Raw genomic sequence first — 19,995 nt, forward strand, 5'->3', positions numbered from 1 at the left:
GATAAAATGCTGGGAATGCCATAAAACCATTGAAAATTTAATAAATTTGAGTTTTGCTATGAGAATTAAACGGTTGTTAATTATAACAGTTCTAGTGCACGGTGCGGTGTGTTTTGCTTTGGCTCAAAATGATTTCCGTTCAAGGCAATCAGGTGACTGGAATCAGGCTTCAACTTGGGAAGAATTTATTGGTGGAACCTGGCAGCTTACAAGTAACACCCCAACCTCCGCTGCTGGAGCAATTACAATTCAAAGCCCACATATCGTTACTGTAACAGCAGGGGTAACAATCGACCAAACCGTTATTAACAGCGGAAGTACCCTTGTTGTAAATGATGGTATTGACCTGGTAATTAATAACGGTGCAGGTAATGACCTGACCATTAATGGCACTGTTGACTTGCTGGGTGAATCATTTTTGTCAGGTGCTGGCAATATGGTTTTAAACGGCATATTAGGCACAGGTTCCCTTAATTCAACCGGGGCTTTGGTTACCGGTACATCAGTTGGTAATTTGCGTATTACCGGAACGCGCACATTTGCATCTGGTTCCCGCGTAGTATATGAAGGAACTGGTCCGCAGTTTATCGGCAGTGGTCACCCTGGTAATTTTACTTCAGGGGTTATTACTGAAGTGGATAATACTAATGGGATTACATTTAACCCATTTTGTGGTTCGAACTTCTCCGGAGGAGGGTCTTTGTATATCCCTGGTGATTTAATTCTTACCGCAGGCAATCTGAGCATTGTAAGTGATGCAGTAACTGTAAGGACCTTAATTTTAACAGGTAATATAACATCAGGCTCAAATTTTATTTCTCTTGTCGGTCCTAATGTGAATATTACCCTCAGTGGTAGTGGTGATTACACCTTTCCATCACCAACTGGTACTCAAACAGTAGGAAACTTAACCATAAACAAGCCTTCAAATACTGTGACGTTTCCTAGCCCATTTAATATTATCACCCGTTTAACAGTATCGGGAAATGTTGTGTTTAATAATACAGGAAATACGGTTAGGGATCTTGTTTTGAATTCGGGTTCGATTGATTTTAATGGGTCGGTTTCCATCACAGGTCCGATTACACAGCAAAACGCTACCATTATCTTTTTTGAAGGGAACTCATTAACAATGGCGGCCAACTATACCTCTGCAGGAGGTGTTTTGTCCTCCAATGCTTCGTCTGTCCTTAACCTGACCGGTTCAGTTGCCCATACTTCACCTTTAACATTTGAAGTTGGTAGCCAGTTGAACACACTTACTTTGAATAAATCAAGTGTTGGAATCTCAGCCACAATTAATTCAGCTGTTACAGTAACAAATGCATTGAATCTTACAGCAGGTACTTTAAGTATAGTTGCCGGGAATCTTGCAATGAGCAGCGGTTCAACCATTACAAAATCCAATTCAGCCTCCATAAGCACTTCAAGTCCGTCTGGAGGGCCGTGGAACCTTATTTATACCGGTACCTCCCAATCAACCGGACTTGAAATCCCGGCATCAGGAATACTGAATGCGCTTACAGTTAATACTAACTCAAGTACAACTGTTACACTTAATCAGGATATTACCGTTTTGAACGCCTTTTCAATTCCTAATAATGCACGTACATTTTTAAGTGGCAGTAATAATGTTACAGTGGGCTCCTTTTCCTGCACGGGAATTTTTAGTGCTCCAACTTCGGCAGCTACATCCGGCTTAACGGTAGGCGGTAATTTTTCTTTGGATGGAACATTTAACCATAATAACGGTACAACAATTTTTAGCGGTTCTTCATTGCTAACCGGTAGCGCAATAAATACAGCTATATTTAATAATGTAGTAATTAATTCTAGTGGGTTAGTTACCGCCCCGGCAACGCTTAATATAAACGGGAACTTTACAAATAACGGATCTTTTACTGCGGGCTCGGGTACAGTTGTATTCAGAGGACCATCTTGCACGTTATCCGGAACAACAATGGATGCTACAAGTTTCAATCACGTAACAATAAATTCGGGCACTACGCTTGTACCATCAGCTACCTTTATTTTGACAGGCAACCTGACTGTTAATGGAACATTTAATGCAGGAAGTGGCACAATAATCTTTAATGGCACCACTTCATTAAGTGGCACAAATATCAATACAACGGTATTTAATCACATCCGGATAAATGCTGCACGAACGCTTACAGCCAGCAATATTAATTTGGGTGTTTCGGGTAATTTCATAAATAATGGCAGTTTCTTTCCGGGCACCACCGGAACCATGAATTTTGTTGGTAATACTGTGCTCTCCGGCACAGCCATTAACACTACGGATTTTGTAAATATTGTTATTAACGGAGGTGCATCCCTGACGGGGTCCGCGGTTTTGCGAGTACAGGGTAATTATACAAACAACGGCACTTTTAATGCTGGTTCAGGGGTGGTTTACTTTTCTGGTAACACAGGATCACGCGTGCTTACAGGAACTACTAATACGTTGTTTTATGACATAACTTTAGATAAGACCAATGGTGGTACTTCTCTTACGGTGAGTTCACCTCAAACAGTAACAAACTCCTTAACATTAACACGGGGGATTTTAAGTAACCCATCAAGTAATCTCGCTGTGAGTTCGGGAGGCACGGTTACCCGATCCAGTAATGCCTCAATAACCTCCTCATCACCAGCCGGGGGACCTTGGAATCTAGTTTATTTAACTGGTAATCAAACCACAGGTCTTGAAATCCCAAGTTCCGGGATTTTATCTAACCTTACAATTGATTTAAACAGTGGCGCAACCGTTTCGTTAAGTCAATCTATTACTGTTTTAAATACATTAACTATTCCAAACAGTGGAAGAAGTCTTGCTTGTGGAAGCCATAATGTTACGACCAACTCCTTTAATAGTTCTGGTACGTTTAGTGCGCCCAATTCATCAGCAACAACCGGTCTTACAGTTACGGGTAATTTTATCAATAATGGTACATTTAACAACAATAGTGGGACCACAATATTTAGTGGTGTAACAAATCTTACAGGTTCGAGTATTACGACATTTGCTAATTTGGTGATTTCGGGTACACTTAATGCAGGGGTCAGCTTAGCTGTTAATAGAAATTTTACCAATAATGGCTCATTTAGTGCCGGCACATCCACGGTTTCATTTACTGGAGCAGTGTTGCAAACTATTTCGGGAAGTTCAATAACTACTTTTAATAATTTAACAGTGACAAATGGAACCTCACCTGTTTCAGTAACCATAGAAAGTAATGTGAATATTGTGGGTATTCTTACCTTAGGCACATCAGCAAAACTCGATGCAGATGGGAGTTCGGATACGTCTGTACTTACACTTCTTTCTACAAATGATTCACCTGCACAGGATGCAAGTATTGCCGAATTGCCAGCCTCTGCCCAGATTTTGGGTAGCGTAACAGTACAACGATTTTTCAGACCAGCTGATAATTTCGACAGGTTTATCTCAACACCTGTATCCAACGGCCCAGTATCACAACTTCAAGCTGCTGTGCCACTAGGTACTTTTCCTGTTACAGGTGGTTTTACAGGAACTTCATTTCCATGTACTGGTTGTGTTAATAATGGTCATAACCTTCGGTATTACCGTGAGGCTGATCCTGGAATTATTAATCAGGGATATAAGGCATGGATAGTTTCATCAAATGCAGAAACACTTGTCCCTGGAGTCGGCTATGATGCCTATATGTGGAATGGTGTCTCTAATACCACCGTAAGTTTCAGAGGCACAATTAATCGGGGAAGTATTAATTTAGGAATCGTTACAACACCAGCCAGCAACTCAATCACACATACATCTAATGGGGTTCCATCGGCAGATGGATGGAACTTGGTAGGTAATCCATACCCCTCGGCAATTCAGTGGAATAACGGCCCGGGATGGAACAGAACCAATATTGATCCAACGGTTTGGGTATGGGATGTTGTTGGAAGAGTGTGGCATTCTTATAATGCCAACACCATGGTTGGAGATTTAACCAATGGCGTGATTGCGTTGGGACAGGGATTCTGGGTGTATGCTTCAACACCAGGGTCAGCATCCATCACCATTAACGAACAGGCAAAATCAGTATCGGGTAGCGGAAGTTATTACAGACAAGCAATAACCTTACCTTCTTTAAAAATCACCTTATCACAAGACGGATTTGCTGATAATTCTTTTATTCTGTTTGATGAGAACGCCACAGAGGCATTTGATCCGGGCATGGATGCACCGAAACTTCAGCTAGGCATTGAGAGGATTTCTGTATCCGTAACGCCTGAAATAGATGTTAAACTTGGCCACTTTGCAATTCGTGAAGAACAATTCAACGATGTTTCAATCTATGTTTTTGGCGAGAAGTCCGGTGAGTACGAACTGAGTGTTGAACCAATTGGAGCAATTTCAGCCATCGATGAATATTACCTGGTCGATAATAAACTAGGAATTGTGAAAAAAATCACCGATGGAAATTATAAGTTTGAAATGGAAGAAGGCGTTGCTGGTACCTTTTCACGGTTTAAACTTTCCAAACAACCGATACCCCAAACTGAAAATACTATAGTAAATGTGGATTGTTATCCTAACCCTGTTTATGATGTGCTGAAATTAGCGATTAATTCATTGCAGGTGCAGAGCATAACCTTATTGGATTATTCAGGACGTGTAGTGAAGCAGGTACCTTTTAAGGTAAACGAACTTAAAACCTATGCTGAGGCGGATGTAAGTATTTTTAAAAGCGGAGTTTATCTGGTAAAAATTTTAACAAAACAAGGCGTTTTAACCCATAAAGTGATCAAGCACTGAACTGATTGTGTTGGCTTATTTTTTTGTAATCAATGACAGGCACTAAAATATTCATTTATTCTGCAATTCTGCTATTGATCTGCCATACTGTACACGCTCAGCCTGGTGGTGGGGGAGATCCGGGAGGCGGCCAACCTGTACCTATTGGTGGGATGGAATTCCTACTTGGACTTGGAGCAGCTTTAGGTGTAAAAAAAATTCTTGGTTTGCGGAATAAGAATAAATCGCTGTAACCGTGCTGGCCCGGTTTATTAATCGTCTGACCATATTACCACGCTGGATAATTATTATCATTGATATCTTTGTTATAGCTATTGCTACCGCATTAGGGTATTTTTTACGTTTTAACTTTGATCTTAAGGAGGTTATTGAGTTCAGGCCATTTTACGGTCTTCTACTTACTTCAGTATGCGGTTTTCTTGCGACCATGGTAACCCGCAGCTATGCGGGCATTGTTCGGTATACCGGAGTGGAGGATGGGTTAAGGATCATGTATGCTTCTGTTCTCAGTTTATTTCTTGCTGCACTTGTCAATTTGCTCTATTATTACAATGTCGGTAAAAATGTAATACCATATTCAGTTCTATTTATTACTTTTTTCACTTCGTTTTTGTTTCTCTTCTATTACCGACTTCTGGTAAAAACTATCTTCGGCTACTATAAGGGTGAAATCATTAAAAAATCAAATGTTATCATCTTCGGTGCTGGTTCTTTGGGAATGATTACCCGAACCGTGATTGAAACGGATAGTGAAAGCAAGTTTAAAGTTGTTGGTTTTTTTGAAGATGACAGCAATAAGACCAATAAAGTCATTAATGGCGTAAGGATTTATCATTGGTCAGAATTTGAAGAGGTAATCGAAAAGCTAAATGTGCAGCAACTTATTATTGCTGTTAAGGAAATTTCCAATGATCGCAAAAATGAAATTGTAGAAGCTTGTCTTTCCAGTCAGATAAAAGTTCGGATTGTGCCGGCAGCGGAAAAATGGGTAAAGGGTGAATTTCGAATCCATCAACTAAAAGAGGTTAATATTGATGATTTGCTTGGACGGGATGTAATTAAGATTGGGGAGGACTCATTGATGTCTTCTCTATTTAATAAACGAATTTGTGTCACCGGTGCCGCAGGCTCTATAGGCGGTGAATTAGCTCGGCAATTAATACAATATCATCCCCAATCGCTGGTTCTTATTGACCAGGCGGAGACTCCTCTATATGAACTTGAACGTGAATTACGGGATCTTAATCTTAATGTTAAGCTTTATTTTTTTGTAGCCGATATCACGAATCAATCGCGGATTGAAAACCTTTTTCAATTAACGACCCCTCAGCTAATTTTTCATGCAGCGGCCTATAAGCATGTCCCCGTTATGGAGTCAAATCCCTCCGAGGCAATTATTACAAATGTTTTTGGAACGCGTATAATTGCTGACCTTGCGGTGGCCGTAAAAGCAGAGAAATTTGTTATGGTTTCAACCGATAAGGCTGTAAATCCTTCCAGTGTTATGGGCTGCTCAAAACGAATCGCGGAGATTTATGTCCAGGCATTTTCGAATAAGATGGCAGGAGAAAGTCAGCATCATACACAGTTTATCACTACCCGGTTTGGCAACGTGCTTGGGTCAAATGGTTCGGTAATCCCTATGTTCAGAAGGCAGATTGAAGAAGGTGGGCCTGTTACGGTTACACACCCTGAGATTACCCGGTACTTTATGACTATCCCAGAAGCCTGTCGGTTGGTTTTGGAAGCCGGTGTGATGGGGAAGGGCGGAGAAATTTATATATTCGATATGGGGCAACCTATACGGATTGTTGATTTAGCTAAAAAGATGATCCGGTTATCAGGTTTTGAGCCAGGGAAAGATATAGAGATTGTTTACTCTGGCCTTCGTGATGGTGAGAAGCTTTATGAAGAGTTGCTAAACAATGAAGAAGATACAATACCAACTCATCATCCTAAAATTCTAAAAGCTCGCGTAAAAGAATATGACTATGCTTATATTCTATCTATGATAGAACTTTTTGCAGAACTGATCAATGATAGAAATGAAATAAAGATTCTTGCTTTGATGAAAGATATTGTGCCTGAGTACAAAAGTAATTTATACGAGCTACCTCGGTAAATTTATCTGCGTCTCTTGTAATACGCTTTTCGCTTCCTATTATAAAGTTTTCGTTGATCTTGTCTAAACTGATAAGGCAAGTAATACTGAACTTTAACGTTCATGAGGAAATACCCATCATTATTTTCCGGGTTTCCTCGTTTCCCTAGCCCAGGTAAAACTGGATAATCCGGATCGCGCTCCCTTCTCCGGTCTGACATTTCCCGTGATAGATCGCTTTTCAATAATGAAGGATCAGGATAGCGTTCAATACTAACATCATCAAGATAATCGGTAAAAGTAGTACGGTAACCGCCCTCAATAATAATATTGAAAAAGGGGTCAACCATGTATTTTACCCCAAGTCCATAAGGGATTACAGGTTGAAAGCGGCTGTAGTTGATCCCCTCGGTTTGAAGAGGCTGTAACGCAACTGGTTCACCATTTTGTCTCTTAGCTTTTGGATTCATATATAATAGACCAATCCCCGCATAAGCAAAAACATTTAATTTTGGACGTTGGTAAAATCGCTGTCCCATTGGAAATAAGCTAATGGTTCCTACAGTACTTAATTCCAAATTGCCTGAAAAAAAAGATAGATTTCTTTCCACTCGGTCATCATCAGCAAGAGCATCACTTCCTGCAATTCTGAAGTAAGATAATTCAGCGCGACCACTGATACGATTAGTAAAATAGTACTCAGCGCCAATTACAATATTGTACCGGATTTTTCCATATTCTTGAGGATTAACCATTTCGCCAAAATAGTTTGCAGTACCAGTGCCAACAGTTGCAATAAGGCTACGCTCTTTCCGGATGGCATAGAAACTTTGAGCGCAAACAAGACCAGGGAGCAGCGTAATAACTAAAGGGATGGTCTTTAAAAACTTCATTCCGGGCTATTTATTCCCCTAAAATAGAAATTATAACCGTGTCGTAAAAACCTTTATTTCAGTACGTCTTTCACCTTCTGGGCGGCATCTTTCAATAAAATGGCCGAATATACCTTTAAACCCGATTGTTCGATGATTTTAGCCCCTTCTTCCGCATTGGTGCCCTGCAGGCGTACAATAATAGGTACGTTAATGTTGCCTATCTTTTTATAGGCTTCCACAACTCCGTTAGCAACCCGATCGCAGCGTACAATACCCCCGAAAATGTTAATCAGAATGGCCTTTACGTTAGGGTCTTTCAGGATAATCCGGAAACCGGCTTCCACTGTTTCAGCATTGGCTCCGCCACCCACGTCAAGGAAATTTGCAGGCTCACCACCCGAAAGCTTAATAATATCCATGGTAGCCATGGCTAGTCCCGCGCCATTAACCATACAACCAACGTTTCCATCAAGTTTTACATAGTTTAGTCCGGCTTTGCCGGCCTCTACTTCCAGCGGATCTTCCTCTGTTATGTCACGTAACTCAGCTAAATCTTTATGTCGGTAAAGCGCATTGTCATCCAGGTTTACCTTGGAGTCAACTGCCAGGATTTTGTTATCGGAGGTTTTTAGAAGCGGGTTGATTTCAAACATGGAAGCATCGAGGCCAACATAGGCATTGTATAACGAGTGGATAAACTTAACGCCTTCTTTAAATGCATTACCGCTCCAGCCCATGGCGAAAGCAATCTTGCGGGCCTGAAAGGGCTGCAGGCCGATGGTCGGGTCAACCCATTCTTTTATAATCTTTTCAGGATGCGTTTCGGCCACTTCTTCAATGTTCATACCGCCTTCGGTTGACGCCATAATAACAGGTACGCCTTTCGACCTGTCAAGCAAAATGCTCATGTAGTATTCTTTGGGTTCTGACTCACCCGGATAATACACATCCTCGGCAATCAGCACTTTATTAACCTTCTTACCTTCCGGGCCGGTTTGCAATGTTACCAGTGTGCCGCCCAAAATAGCTTTAACTTTATCGGGTACCTCCTGAATGCTTTTGGCAACTACTACACCTTTGGACCCCGTCTCTTTTATAGTTCCCTTGCCTCTTCCACCAGCATGGATCTGCGATTTGACAACAAACCATTTTGTACCGGTTTCGGCCTCCAGTTCTTTAGCTGCCTGGATGGCTCCGTCCAGTGTGTCGGCAACAATACCGCGCTGTACGGCTACTCCGTATTTTTTCAGGATTTCTTTGCCCTGGTATTCGTGTATGTTCATGAAGTTGTATTTTGGAGCAAAATACCGTATTTACCTTTTAATTCAAACCCGCCCTGGTGAGTAACGCGCTTGTTTCAGTTTCCGGTATTTATAAATCCTATGGCTCCCTCGAGGTGCTTAAAGGAATTAATCTTTCTATAAACAGGGGAGAAGTTGTGGCTGTTGTAGGGGCTTCGGGAGCTGGTAAGAGTACCTTGTTGCACATTATCGGTACGCTGGATACACCTGATAAAGGCAAAGTTCTGATTGATGATGTTGACGTCTTTGCTTATTCGGCAGCCGATCTGGCTGCTTTCCGAAACCGCTCAGTGGGGTTTGTATTTCAGTTTCATAACCTGCTACCGGAGTTTTCAGCTTTGGAAAATGTGATGATACCCGCACTGATTGCCAGGCAGCAGGTTGAAAATGCAAAAGCACGGTCTAGGGAATTGCTTGAACTGTTGGGCATTGCTGGTCGATTGCATCATAAACCTTCCGAACTTTCGGGCGGGGAGCAGCAACGGGTAGCCGTTGCACGGGCGTTGGTTAATTACCCCACCCTGGTTTTAGCCGATGAACCGAGCGGGAACCTGGATTCGAAAAATGCCAGGGAGTTGCACCAGTTATTTTTTGATTTGCGCAAACGGTTTAATCAGACTTTCATTATTGTAACCCATAATGAAGAATTTGCTTCTATGGCCGACCGGAAACTGGTAATCCGCGATGGTATTATTGCTTCCTGAAAAAAGATCAGATTCTGCGCTTGGTGTACTTTAACTGGGCCTTTTCTCCATAGGGCGTTAGTTTATTCTGGTGCGAATAAGCCGGGCACATGCTGGATGTGAAGCTGCACGAAGAGAGCAGCGTTCCGAGAAGGAGTACGAGTGCGATAAGGATAACGATGCGTTTCATAATTCTTTACTGTTTTGGTTTAGAATGATGGCTCAAAAGTAGGGGGGTGAACGCACCGGCATTTTGCCTTGTTTGCAGAAGGCTGTTATGTGTAAGAGTATAGCCCGACTTGGTAAAATCCATGTTAGTTTCAGGGCGATTTTGCCATTATCACACCTGGCCTTACAAGGGGGTTTACTTAAAACAGGCTTTTTACAGATCGTTTTAATTAGTTGTATTACTGCACATTAACAGGTACCGGATTGCCTGAAATCGTTTAAAAATGCCCAATGACTTACAAATCGGTTTACCCCGCAAATTGATGGAAGATTTTAAACCGGTGCGTGAAAAAAGGACTTAATGCAACAAAACAGGGGTGTTAACCTCTTCAGCTTCCATCAATCCGGTGGCATTGATGCCCGTAAGGCGCACGGTTTTCAGCTCATTTATCAGAATAGGATCGTAAGTGGCTGCCACGCGGATGTAGTTTTCGGTAAAACCGTGCATCCGCCCGTTTTCAATATCGTTTTCAAAAAGTACGGTAGCCTGGCGGCCGACATTCTCTTCGTAAAATCGCCTGCGCTTTTTATCGGAAAGTATATGAAGCATTTTTGAACGTTCCGCCCGCTCTTTTTCGGGCACCCGACCGGGCAGGGTTGCGGCCAGCGTGTTATCCCGTTCGGAATAGGTGAAAACGTGCAGGTAGGAGATATTCAGTTCGTTCAGGAAATTGTAGGTTTCGAGGAAGTCCTCATGCGTTTCTCCGGGAAACCCGACAATCACATCCACTCCGATACAGCCATGCGGCATTGCTGATTTGATCTTATCAACCCGGCTCTGATAGACCTGGCGCAGGTACCGCCTGCGCATCAGTTTTAAAATTTTATCGGAGCCGGATTGGAGTGGAATATGAAAGTGCGGCACAAAGCGTTTGCTGGTTGCCACAAATTCGATAATCTCATCGGTGAGGAGGTTGGGTTCAATGGAAGAAATCCGAAACCGGTCTATTCCCTCCACATCATCCAATGCACGTATCAGGTCAATAAACTGTTCTTTACGCTGGCCCGCCTGAATGCCGAAATCACCGGTGTTCACCCCGGTAAGCACAATTTCCTTCACTTCAGTTTTAGCCAGGCTGCGTGCTGCCTTTACTATGTTCTCGATGGTATCGCTGCGGCTGCTGCCGCGGGCAAGCGGAATAGTACAGAATGAACAGGAGTAATCGCAGCCGTCCTGCACCTTTAAAAAAGTTCGGGTACGGTCGTGCAGCGAATAAGATGTATTAAACGTGTTTACCGATTCTATATCAGAAGCATATACTTCGGCCCTGGGTTTGCGCACAAATCCATCCAGCAGTTCAATAAGCCTGAATTTTTCGGCCGCCCCCAGTACAGCATCCACTCCCGGTATTTCGGCAATTTCCTGTGGTTTAAGCTGTGCATAGCACCCGATGATGGCGATATAAGCCTCGGGCGAAATGGCCCGGGCTTCACGCACTACTTTGCGGCATTTCTTATCGGCATTTTCGGTAACGCTGCAGGTATTGATAATGAAGATATCCGGCTTATCGGTGAAGTCGGCTTTTATATAGCCCTTCTGCTCGAACATCCGCGAAATGGTGGATGTTTCGGAATAGTTAAGCTTGCAACCCAGGGTATAAAACGCGACTTTTTTCATTACCGGAGTGCAAAGGTACACTACCGCCCGCGGATGAAAAAATCAGGCAATGAGCCTGCGGTGGTAGTTGATTTGGCCTAAATGATAATTCAGGTGACCGTATAGGTGTACCAGGAAGTACGAGGTCGTCATAGGATAACCTAATGTTTGCAACGGATACTCCTTTTGGAGTATGGCTTCATCTAGTTTTGTAAGGGTTGATTTAACAACTTCTCGGGTGGTTTGAACTTCACGGAGCAAGTGCTCACGGGTTAAACTGCGGGCGGCAAATTCATAATCGCGGTTGCGCACGTACCCTGAGTGACCCAATACCGTGCCGATAAAGTGCTGCAAGTTGCCGCACAGGTGCAGGCACAGGTTGCCGGCTGTGTTTTTTATCTCACCGCCTAGTTTCCAAATGTTTTCTTCGGATGGATACAGGTTAATCTCCTTTTCCAAGGTGGTGAGTTCGCGATCGAAAAGTTTTATCAACGAGGCAAGAAAGTCTTTTTCCATAAAGTTAAATTTTCAGTAAAAATTGTTCGATGGACTGAATCTGCTGGTCAAGCTGGCGACTAACTGCATCATATTCCTTCGGAGACTTGAGCCTTGTATTTACGCTGATGTAGTACTTGATTTTTGGTTCCGTACCCGATGGCCTCACGGAAATTTTGGTGCCGTCTTCCAGGTAAAACTGCAGCACATCGGACTCGGGGAAGTCTAACCGCTTTATTTCACCGCTTACCCGGTTGGTTTCTTTTAACACCTTATAATCAAGTATGCGAACGATTTTACTACCGGCTATGGAATCAGGCGGGTTCTTGCGGAAGTGTTCCATCATGGCTTTTATTTCCTGTTCACCCTGCTGACCCTTTTTGGTGATGTTGATTAACCCTTCTTTATAAAAGGCGTGCTCCGCATACATGTCAATCAGCCAGTCGTACAACGATTTGCCTTCATCAGCCGCACAAGCCGCCATAGCCGCGAAGAAGGCACAGGCTGAAACGGCATCTTTATCGCGCACAAAATCGCCCACCATGTAACCGTAACTTTCTTCGCCAGCGGCAATAAATTTCTTATGGCCTTCCAGGTTGCGCATCAGTTCAGCAATGTATTTGAATCCTGTTAAGGTATTGTAGCATTCGATGCCGTAGTTTTTAGCCATGGTGTCCACCAGTTCGCTGGTAACAATGGTTTTAACTACATATGCATTGGTTTTATCGGACAGGTTTTTCATGATAAACCACATCATCAGGCTAAAAGCCTGGTTGCCATTCAGCAAGATAAATTCACCGTCAGGTTTGCGTACGCCTATGCCAACACGGTCGGTGTCCGGGTCGGTGGCCATTACCACGCTGGCGCCAACAGCCCGTCCTTTTTGGATAGCCATTTCCATGGCCGAGCGTTCTTCGGGGTTAGGCGATTTTACCGTAGGAAAATTGCCATCAGGTTTTTGTTGCTCTTCTACGATGTGAACGTTGGTAAAACCCATCTGGTGTAAACACTCCGGTATCATGGTAATTCCGGAACCATGCAAACTGGAATAAACAATGGGGATATTCCGGTTTTGCTCAACAATTTCCTTGCGGGGTATAAGTTTGCTGACCTCTTTGTAATAAGCAGTTTCAACTTCAGAACCGATGGTGTGAATTTTTTCGGGTCTTCCGTTAAACTTAACCTCTTCAAACCCGCGAATGGCCTTTACTTCGGCAATGATGTTTTTGTCGTGCGGGGGAACTACCTGTGCCCCGTCATTCCAATATGCTTTGTACCCGTTGTATTCTTTCGGGTTGTGCGATGCGGTAACCACTACACCTGAATCACATCGCAGGTACCGGATGGCATAAGAGAGGATAGGCGTAGGGCGTAAATCCGGAAACAGGTACACATCAATGCCGTTTGCCGAAAATACGTGGGCAGCCACTTCGCTAAAATACCGGCTGTTGTTGCGGCAGTCGTGGGCGATAGCCACTTTTATAGTTTTTCCTGGAAAACGTTTAAGCAGGTAGTTACTCAACCCCTGGGTGGCCACGCCTACGGTGTATTTGTTCATGCAATTTGAACCAACACCCATAATACCCCGTAAGCCCCCGGTTCCAAACTCCAGGTCTTTATAGAAATTATCGATCAGTTCACGCGGGTCGGGGCGGCTCAGCAAATCGGCCACGAGGTTTTTGGTTTCCTGATCAATAACAGGGCTATCCAGCCATTGCCGGGCTTTCTGTTTTACAGTTGTTAGCAGTTCAGTCATTGTTCAATGCTGATAAATTTGGTGTTTTGACGATGCAGTTTTCAGAGATTCCCCCGCAACGCCTGCTCACGTTCAATGGATTCAAACAAGGCTTTGAAGTTACCCTTACCGAATGATTTGGCCCCATTGCGTTCAATGATTTCAAAGAACACGGTAGGCCTGTCCTGTACGGGTTTGGTAAATATCTGCAACAGATACCCTTCTTCATCCCGGTCGATGAGGATATTCAGCTTCTTAAGTTCCTCCAGACTCTCATTTATTTTTCCGACCCTGTCGAGCACATCCTCGTAATAGGTTTCCGGCACATACAGAAACTCAACCCCGCGCCTCCGCAATTCGCCAACGGTGTGGATGATGTCATCGGTAGCGATGGCAATGTGCTGCACTCCGGGTCCTTTGTAATAATCAAGATACTCTTCTATCTGCGACTTTTTCTTGCCCTGGGCAGGTTCGTTAATCGGAAACTTAATGTACCCGTTTCCGTTCGAAACCACTTTTGACATAAGTGCGCTGTACTCGGTGGAAATGTCTTTATCATCAAACGTTACCAGCAGGCTGAAGCCCATTACTTTTTCATAAAACTCCACCCAGGTGTTCATCTTGCCCAATTCCACATTGCCCACGCAGTGGTCAACATATTTTAACCCGATAGGCTGTGCCTTGTAATTGCTTTGCCGCGGTTTGTATCCGGGCAGGAAGGGGCCTTTGTAATTCTTGCGTTCCACAAACGTGTGAATGGTTTCGCCATAGGTTTTTATTGATGAAACCACTACCTCACCGAATTCATCGGTAAGCACTTCGGGTTTGCGGGCGATTTCGGCTCCCCGCATTACGGTTTCTTCAAACGATTTGCGGGCATCGTCTACCCACAAGGCGAGTACTTTTACACCATCGCCATGTTTGCGCACGTGCTCGGAGATTTCCGAATCAGGCTGTAGCGAGGTAGTCAGCACCAGCGTAATCTTACCCTGCCGCAACACGTACGAGGCCCGGTCGCGCACACCGGTTTCAGGGCCGGCATAGGCTATCAGGTTGAATCCGAAGGCATACTGATAATACAAGGCTGATTGTTTGGCATTGCCTACATAAAATTCAATGTGGTCGGTGCCGTTAATGGGTAGAAAATCGGTTGCCATAACTACAAAGGTTTGCTTGCTGTAAAGTTAAGGGTAAACCGGTAAGGTTATTACCGTAAACAGGAATTTCGGGCAATCAGTATAGGAGAAAATATTGTTTTAGCCTATGGCTTTATTTATGCTTTCTGCCTTATAAAATTTTGCATTTGAGAATTGCCATTTAACTTCTTAAGATTGTTGCCAAAACAGGTATAGCTGATTATGGACATTAAAGCGCTGGATAAAGCCCTGCAGGAAATTGTAAAAGCCCGGGCCGAACTGAAGAAGATTGACTATAACAATCCTCAATACGATGATTTGGAGGAAAAACTGCATGATATGGAAGACGACTTTCAGGATGCGTATGGCGAATACCTTGAAGGCGTATTGCAGAAAGTGCACGATGAGCATTGCCCCGACAGCGATGTGCTGATGCCCATTGCTTACCTGGGCGATGGTGTGCCGGTTGAACTGGAAAAATTGCCCGGCAAGGATGTTCGGCTTGCGCTGGAGGTAAACCCGCTTCGTATTTATTTGAAGCTAAAAGATAAACAGCAACTGGTGTGGGAAGGGAGGTAGTAGTTGTTGGTTGTTAGTTCTTAGTTCTTGGTTCTTGGTTGCCAGGGTTATAATACGAGCAATCAGTAACCACCAACTAACAACCATCAACTATTAACTAACTATAGCCTAGCTTTTTTCTTACCCGGTTAAGCACTTCCCGTGCAATTACCCGCGCTTTCTCTTCGCCCTGAACAAGTTTCTTCTCCAGTTCATCCGGGTTGGCGTAGTAGTAGTTGAAAGCCTTTCGTTCTTCGGCAAACTTTTGTAGTATCAGTTCATACAATTCCTGTTTGGCATGCCCGTATCCGTAATTTCCGGCCAGGTATTTTTTTCTCATTGCCTCGCGTTGCTCGGGTGTTGCCAGCAGGCTATAAATCGCAAAGGTTGTGTCTTTGCCCGGGTCTTTAGGTTGTTCCAGCGGAGTGCTGTCGGAAATAATAGATTTGATCTGTTTTAGTAATTCTTTATCGGGCAGGAAAATGTCAATAATATTTCCGTACGATTTGCTCATCTTCTGTCCGTCCGTACCCGGGATGGTCATGACCTGCTCCTCAATTTTTGCTTCAGGTACTACAAAAGTTTCTCCATACTGATTATTGAATGCCGTGGCAATGTCGCGGGTCATTTCAAGGTGTTGTTTCTGATCCTTTCCTACAGGCACGATTTCGGCATCATACAAAATGATATCCGCGGTCATCAGCACGGGGTAGGTAAATAATCCGGCATTCACATCTGCCAGGCGGTCGGCCTTATCTTTAAACGAGTGCGCATTGGCCAGCATCGGGTAAGGGGTAAAGCAGTTGAGGTACCAGGTAAGTTCGCACACTTCGGGTATGCGCGACTGGCGGTAAAGGAAATTTTTATCTGTATCAAACCCAAAAGCCAGCCAGGCGGCTGCCACAGCCCGTACATTATCTATGCGTGTTTGGGTATCCTTTATCGAGGTAAGGGAATGTAAATCGGCAATAAAAAAGAAGGACTCATTTTCCGGTTTCTTTGAAAGATGAATGGCCGGAATAATGGCCCCCAGCAGGTTGCCAAGGTGGGGCCTGCCGCTGCTTTGTATGCCGGTTAGAATGCGTGTCATAATTCTGCAAATAAATGAAATAAAGCGGTAATGATTTAAGTTTTACTTTTGTAAACTAAAAGTTTGAAATGAGCAGAGTTGGTTTGATAGGATTAATGGTTTTGTTCACCGCATCGCTAGTTGCCCAAATAGCAAAGCCGGTGCGGTTTACTGAAGAAATATTTGACTTTGGCAACATTATAGAGGAAGACGGGCCGGTAACACACGCCTTTTCGCTCACGAATTCTTCCGATAAACCCGTGATGATACTTTCGGTAAAACCGTCCTGCGGGTGCACAACACCGGAGTGGTCGAAAGAGCCAATCCTGCCCGGTAAAACCGGCATGGTAAAAGCACAGTACGACCCCAAGGGGCGGCCCGGGTATTTTCATAAATCCTTAACCGTTACTACTGATTATGATGGGCAGCCGATAACCCTTTACATCAAAGGCCAGGTTGTTTCACGAAACGTATCATCCACCTCTTCAGAGTACCAGGCGGTCAGCGGCATGCTGCGTTTCAGAAGTTTATCGGTTAACCTGGGAAAGGTTTTCAGGAAGGATGAGTTTACCCAGCGCAATGTTGATTTTGTGAATGCTGGCGATAAAACCATAACCTACCTAGATAAATTTGATGCCCCTGCACACATTCGTGTGGAAGTTGTTCCGAAAACCATTCAGCCGGGACAGCGGGGCGAGATCCGGATGGGGTATAACGGATTGAAGAAGGGGCTGTACGGTTTTCATCAGGATAAGATTACGCTTTACACGGATGATGAAACGCAGCCGGCCAAATCGTTTACCGTGTATGCCACACTGGAGGATTACTTTGTTCCGCTTTCAGCGAAAGAACTGGCCAATGCCCCGCAACTATACATCACCGAACTGAATGTGGATGTGGGCAACATCCGGTTCAAACAATCGGCTGTAAAAGAAATTGTGTTTACCAATGTGGGAAAGTCGGTTTTGGAGATACGCAACATCCAGGGTAATTGTTCGTGTCTGGAGGCCGTAGTTGATAAAGAAAACCTGAAGCCGGGCGAGAGCGGTACGATAAAAATTACGTTTACTCCGGAAGATCGGAAAGGAACCCAAACCAAAGCCGTAACGGTGTATTCCAACGACCCGCAAAATCCGGTGCAACGGATTATGGTGGCGGGGTATGCAGAGTAAGTAATGTATTGTAATGCTTACACAAACGCCTGAATGCCCGTAATCTCCTTGCCTAAAATCAACAAGTGAATGTCGTGCGTGCCCTCGTAGGTAATTACCGATTCGAGGTTGGCCATGTGGCGCATGATGGGGTATTCACCGGTAATGCCCATACCACCATGTATCTGGCGTGCCTCGCGAGCAATTTCGAGCGCAACGTGTACATTGTTCCGTTTCGCTAACGATATCTGCGCGGTGGTGGCTTTGCCTTCATTCATTAACGTTCCCAGTCGCCAGTTCAATAATTGTGCTTTGGTGATTTCGGTAAGCATCTCGGCCAGTTTTTTCTGAACAAGCTGGAAAGAGGCAATCGGTTTGCCGAACTGGATGCGCTCCAGTGCATACTTCCGTGCCGACTCATAACAATCCATAGCTGCACCAATGGCTCCCCACGCAATGCCGTAGCGGGCCGAGTCGAGGCACATCATCGGTGCGCCCAGGCCGTTCTTGCCGGGCAGCAGGTTATCCTTCGGCACTTTTACATTATCAAAAACCAGTTCACCGGTAGTGCTGGCCCGCAGCGACCACTTGCCGTGTGTTTCGGGTGTGGTAAATCCGGGCATGCCGCGTTCAACAATCAAACCGTGGATGCGGCCCTGTTCGTTCTTGGCCCAAACTACCGCAATGTCAGCCTTGGGTGAATTGGAAATCCACATCTTGGCGCCATTCAGCAGGTAATGGTCGCCCATGTCTTTAAAGTTGGTTACCATGCCCGATGGGTTGGAACCATGGTCGGGTTCGGTCAACCCGAAACATCCGAGCCATTCGCCTGAAGCGAGTTTTGGTAGATATTTCTTTCGCTGTTGTTCATTGCCAAACTTGTAAATGGGATACATTACCAGCGAGCCCTGCACCGATGCGGTTGACCGCATGCCGCTGTCGCCACGCTCAATCTCCTGCATAATGAGCCCATAGGAGATGTAATCCAGTCCGCCACAGCCATATTCCACCGGCAGGGTAGGGCCAAATGCGCCAATCTCCCCGAATTTCTTCACGATTTCGTACGGAAAATGCGCACGTTGCGCCCAGTCTTCGATATACGGACTGATTTCGCGTTTTACGAAATCGCGTATGGAACTGCGAATGAGCTTATGCTCTTCGGTAAGCAATGAATCAAGTGCATAAAAATCGGGGTGGTCGAACGTATCCTGTTTCAGGGATTTCCTGGCTTTTGCTTCGGCAGTATGCGATACCATAGGTTTTTAGTTATTTAGTGCCTGCGTCCGCAGGCAGGCGCAATTTAATGAAACCCATCGATAACCGTGAATCCGCACCAGAAGCCAGCTACCCAAACCGACCTGAACGAGCAACTGAAAAAACTCAAGGAAAAGTATGATGTAATGGGCCAGGATTTATCGGCCTACCTGGATGGCCTGCTCTATTCGGATTACCTTACCTATTGGGATTACATCCACCTCGATACCCTGCTAAGCCTGCAAAACCCCAAGACCCGGTTTAAAGATGAAACCGTCTTTATCGTCTACCACCAGATTACCGAATTGTATTTCCGCCTGGTGTTGTGGGAGATTGAGCAAATTGCTTCAGCAGCAAACCTGAATGAAAAATTTTTTACCGAACGCCTGGATCGCATCATCCGCTATTTCCGCCACCTGGAAAACTCCTTCGATATTATGGTTGACGGCATGGAGAAGGATCAGTTTTTGAAGTTCCGCATGGCGCTCCTTCCGGCAAGTGGCTTCCAATCGGCCCAATACCGGTTTATCGAAATCTGTTCAACCGATATGATAAACCTGGTGAGCATTGCCGACCGGCCAACTGTTAAAAACCCTGAAGATGTTGAGGAGGTAGTTAAAAAATTATACTGGCGCAGCGGTGCTACCGAACTGGCCACCGGAAAGAAGACTTTAACCCTGCGGCAATTCGAAGAAAAGTACATGAATGAGTTTCGCAGACTTGGCGATCAGTACCGCAACACTAATTTACTGAAACTTTATCAGCGCAACTTTAAAGGCAATACCGAGGTGATTAATCGCCTGCGCGACTTTGATACGCTGGCCAATGTGTTGTGGCCGCTGGCCCATATGAAATCAGCCGGTCGTTACCTGCAAAAAGATCCGGAGGATATTAAAGCTACCGGTGGCACCAACTGGCAAAAATACCTTCCACCCCGGTTTCAAAAGATCATATTCTTCCCTGAATTATGGACCGAACAAGAGAAAGCCGAGTGGGGCAAGGCAGCTTTTGTGCGGTAGC

At 44.5% G+C, this 19,995-nt stretch carries 15 protein-coding genes; 6 read left to right on the forward strand and 9 right to left on the reverse strand.

Annotated features, from left to right (window positions below; genetic code table 11):
• The first annotated feature begins 58 nt into the window (after positions 1–58).
• Complete coding sequence (locus tag HRU69_10480) at positions 59–4,792, forward strand: T9SS type A sorting domain-containing protein (protein ID QOI97882.1); 4,734 nt, start codon at positions 59–61, stop codon at positions 4,790–4,792.
• 235 nt (positions 4,793–5,027) lie between these two features.
• The gene (locus HRU69_10485; protein ID QOI97883.1) at positions 5,028–6,914 is read left to right on the forward strand and encodes a polysaccharide biosynthesis protein; all 1,887 of its coding nucleotides are present in this window, start codon (positions 5,028–5,030) and stop codon (positions 6,912–6,914) included.
• A 2-nt stretch (positions 6,915–6,916) separates the two neighbouring features.
• On the opposite strand, the gene HRU69_10490 is transcribed toward HRU69_10485, so the two are convergent.
• Both HRU69_10490 and sucC read right to left on the reverse strand, forming a co-directional pair.
• Positions 6,917–7,786, reverse strand: a complete 870-nt coding sequence (locus tag HRU69_10490; protein QOI97884.1) for a hypothetical protein — start codon at positions 7,784–7,786, stop codon at positions 6,917–6,919.
• 53 nt (positions 7,787–7,839) lie between these two features.
• Complete coding sequence (sucC, locus tag HRU69_10495; protein ID QOI97885.1) at positions 7,840–9,051, reverse strand: ADP-forming succinate--CoA ligase subunit beta; 1,212 nt, start codon at positions 9,049–9,051, stop codon at positions 7,840–7,842.
• Positions 9,052–9,107: 56 nt separating this feature from the next.
• Between sucC and HRU69_10500 the strand changes: the two genes are divergently transcribed.
• Entirely contained in the window at positions 9,108–9,773 is a 666-nt protein-coding gene (locus tag HRU69_10500; protein ID QOI97886.1) for an ABC transporter ATP-binding protein, read from the forward strand.
• A 7-nt stretch (positions 9,774–9,780) separates the two neighbouring features.
• Here the strand turns inward: HRU69_10500 and HRU69_10505 are convergent, their stop codons facing one another.
• The 5 genes from HRU69_10505 to hppD all read right to left on the reverse strand — a co-directional run bounded on the left by HRU69_10505 (position 9,781) and on the right by hppD (position 14,964).
• Entirely contained in the window at positions 9,781–9,942 is a 162-nt protein-coding gene (locus HRU69_10505; protein QOI97887.1) for a hypothetical protein, read from the reverse strand.
• Between the two features lie 336 nt (positions 9,943–10,278).
• Positions 10,279–11,598, reverse strand: coding sequence for a tRNA (N(6)-L-threonylcarbamoyladenosine(37)-C(2))-methylthiotransferase MtaB (gene mtaB, locus HRU69_10510; protein ID QOI97888.1), 1,320 nt, complete (start codon positions 11,596–11,598; stop codon positions 10,279–10,281).
• Between the two features lie 42 nt (positions 11,599–11,640).
• Positions 11,641–12,093, reverse strand: coding sequence for a DUF1572 family protein (locus HRU69_10515; GenBank protein QOI97889.1), 453 nt, complete (start codon positions 12,091–12,093; stop codon positions 11,641–11,643).
• 4 nt (positions 12,094–12,097) lie between these two features.
• Positions 12,098–13,828, reverse strand: coding sequence for a phospho-sugar mutase (locus HRU69_10520; protein QOI97890.1), 1,731 nt, complete (start codon positions 13,826–13,828; stop codon positions 12,098–12,100).
• Between the two features lie 41 nt (positions 13,829–13,869).
• Positions 13,870–14,964 carry a 4-hydroxyphenylpyruvate dioxygenase gene (gene hppD / locus HRU69_10525; protein QOI97891.1) on the reverse strand — a complete coding sequence of 365 codons (1,095 nt, stop codon included), beginning with the start codon at positions 14,962–14,964 and terminating at the stop codon, positions 13,870–13,872.
• A 201-nt stretch (positions 14,965–15,165) separates the two neighbouring features.
• Here hppD and HRU69_10530 point away from each other — a divergent pair, with 201 nt between their 5' ends.
• Entirely contained in the window at positions 15,166–15,522 is a 357-nt protein-coding gene (locus HRU69_10530) for a hypothetical protein (protein ID QOI97892.1), read from the forward strand.
• A 97-nt stretch (positions 15,523–15,619) separates the two neighbouring features.
• On the opposite strand, the gene trpS is transcribed toward HRU69_10530, so the two are convergent.
• Positions 15,620–16,591 (reverse strand): tryptophan--tRNA ligase, encoded by a 972-nt coding sequence (gene trpS, locus HRU69_10535; protein ID QOI97893.1) that lies wholly within the window; start codon positions 16,589–16,591, stop codon positions 15,620–15,622.
• A gap of 68 nt (positions 16,592–16,659) precedes the next feature.
• Here trpS and HRU69_10540 point away from each other — a divergent pair, with 68 nt between their 5' ends.
• Positions 16,660–17,742 (forward strand): DUF1573 domain-containing protein, encoded by a 1,083-nt coding sequence (locus tag HRU69_10540; GenBank protein QOI97894.1) that lies wholly within the window; start codon positions 16,660–16,662, stop codon positions 17,740–17,742.
• A gap of 17 nt (positions 17,743–17,759) precedes the next feature.
• Here the strand turns inward: HRU69_10540 and HRU69_10545 are convergent, their stop codons facing one another.
• The gene (locus HRU69_10545) at positions 17,760–18,977 is read right to left on the reverse strand and encodes an acyl-CoA dehydrogenase family protein (protein QOI97895.1); all 1,218 of its coding nucleotides are present in this window, start codon (positions 18,975–18,977) and stop codon (positions 17,760–17,762) included.
• Between the two features lie 144 nt (positions 18,978–19,121).
• Between HRU69_10545 and HRU69_10550 the strand changes: the two genes are divergently transcribed.
• Positions 19,122–19,994, forward strand: a complete 873-nt coding sequence (locus HRU69_10550) for a tryptophan 2,3-dioxygenase (GenBank protein QOI98899.1) — start codon at positions 19,122–19,124, stop codon at positions 19,992–19,994.
• Position 19,995 lies beyond the last annotated feature (1 nt).

Source organism: Flammeovirgaceae bacterium, from assembly GCA_015180985.1.
Classification (GTDB): domain Bacteria; phylum Bacteroidota; class Bacteroidia; order Cytophagales; family Cyclobacteriaceae; genus UBA2336.

Coding starts and splice junctions, on each gene's coding strand:
- HRU69_10480 (QOI97882.1), top strand. CDS start 59: ATGAGAATTAAACGGTTGTTAATTATAACAGTTCTAGTGCACGGTGCG.
- HRU69_10490 (QOI97884.1), bottom strand. CDS start 7,786: ATGAAGTTTTTAAAGACCATCCCTTTAGTTATTACGCTGCTCCCTGGT.
- sucC (QOI97885.1), bottom strand. CDS start 9,051: ATGAACATACACGAATACCAGGGCAAAGAAATCCTGAAAAAATACGGA.
- HRU69_10505 (QOI97887.1), bottom strand. CDS start 9,942: ATGAAACGCATCGTTATCCTTATCGCACTCGTACTCCTTCTCGGAACG.
- mtaB (QOI97888.1), bottom strand. CDS start 11,598: ATGAAAAAAGTCGCGTTTTATACCCTGGGTTGCAAGCTTAACTATTCC.
- HRU69_10515 (QOI97889.1), bottom strand. CDS start 12,093: ATGGAAAAAGACTTTCTTGCCTCGTTGATAAAACTTTTCGATCGCGAA.
- HRU69_10520 (QOI97890.1), bottom strand. CDS start 13,828: ATGACTGAACTGCTAACAACTGTAAAACAGAAAGCCCGGCAATGGCTG.
- hppD (QOI97891.1), bottom strand. CDS start 14,964: ATGGCAACCGATTTTCTACCCATTAACGGCACCGACCACATTGAATTT.
- HRU69_10530 (QOI97892.1), top strand. CDS start 15,166: ATGGACATTAAAGCGCTGGATAAAGCCCTGCAGGAAATTGTAAAAGCC.
- trpS (QOI97893.1), bottom strand. CDS start 16,591: ATGACACGCATTCTAACCGGCATACAAAGCAGCGGCAGGCCCCACCTT.
- HRU69_10540 (QOI97894.1), top strand. CDS start 16,660: ATGAGCAGAGTTGGTTTGATAGGATTAATGGTTTTGTTCACCGCATCG.
- HRU69_10545 (QOI97895.1), bottom strand. CDS start 18,977: ATGGTATCGCATACTGCCGAAGCAAAAGCCAGGAAATCCCTGAAACAG.
- HRU69_10550 (QOI98899.1), top strand. CDS start 19,122: ATGGGCCAGGATTTATCGGCCTACCTGGATGGCCTGCTCTATTCGGAT.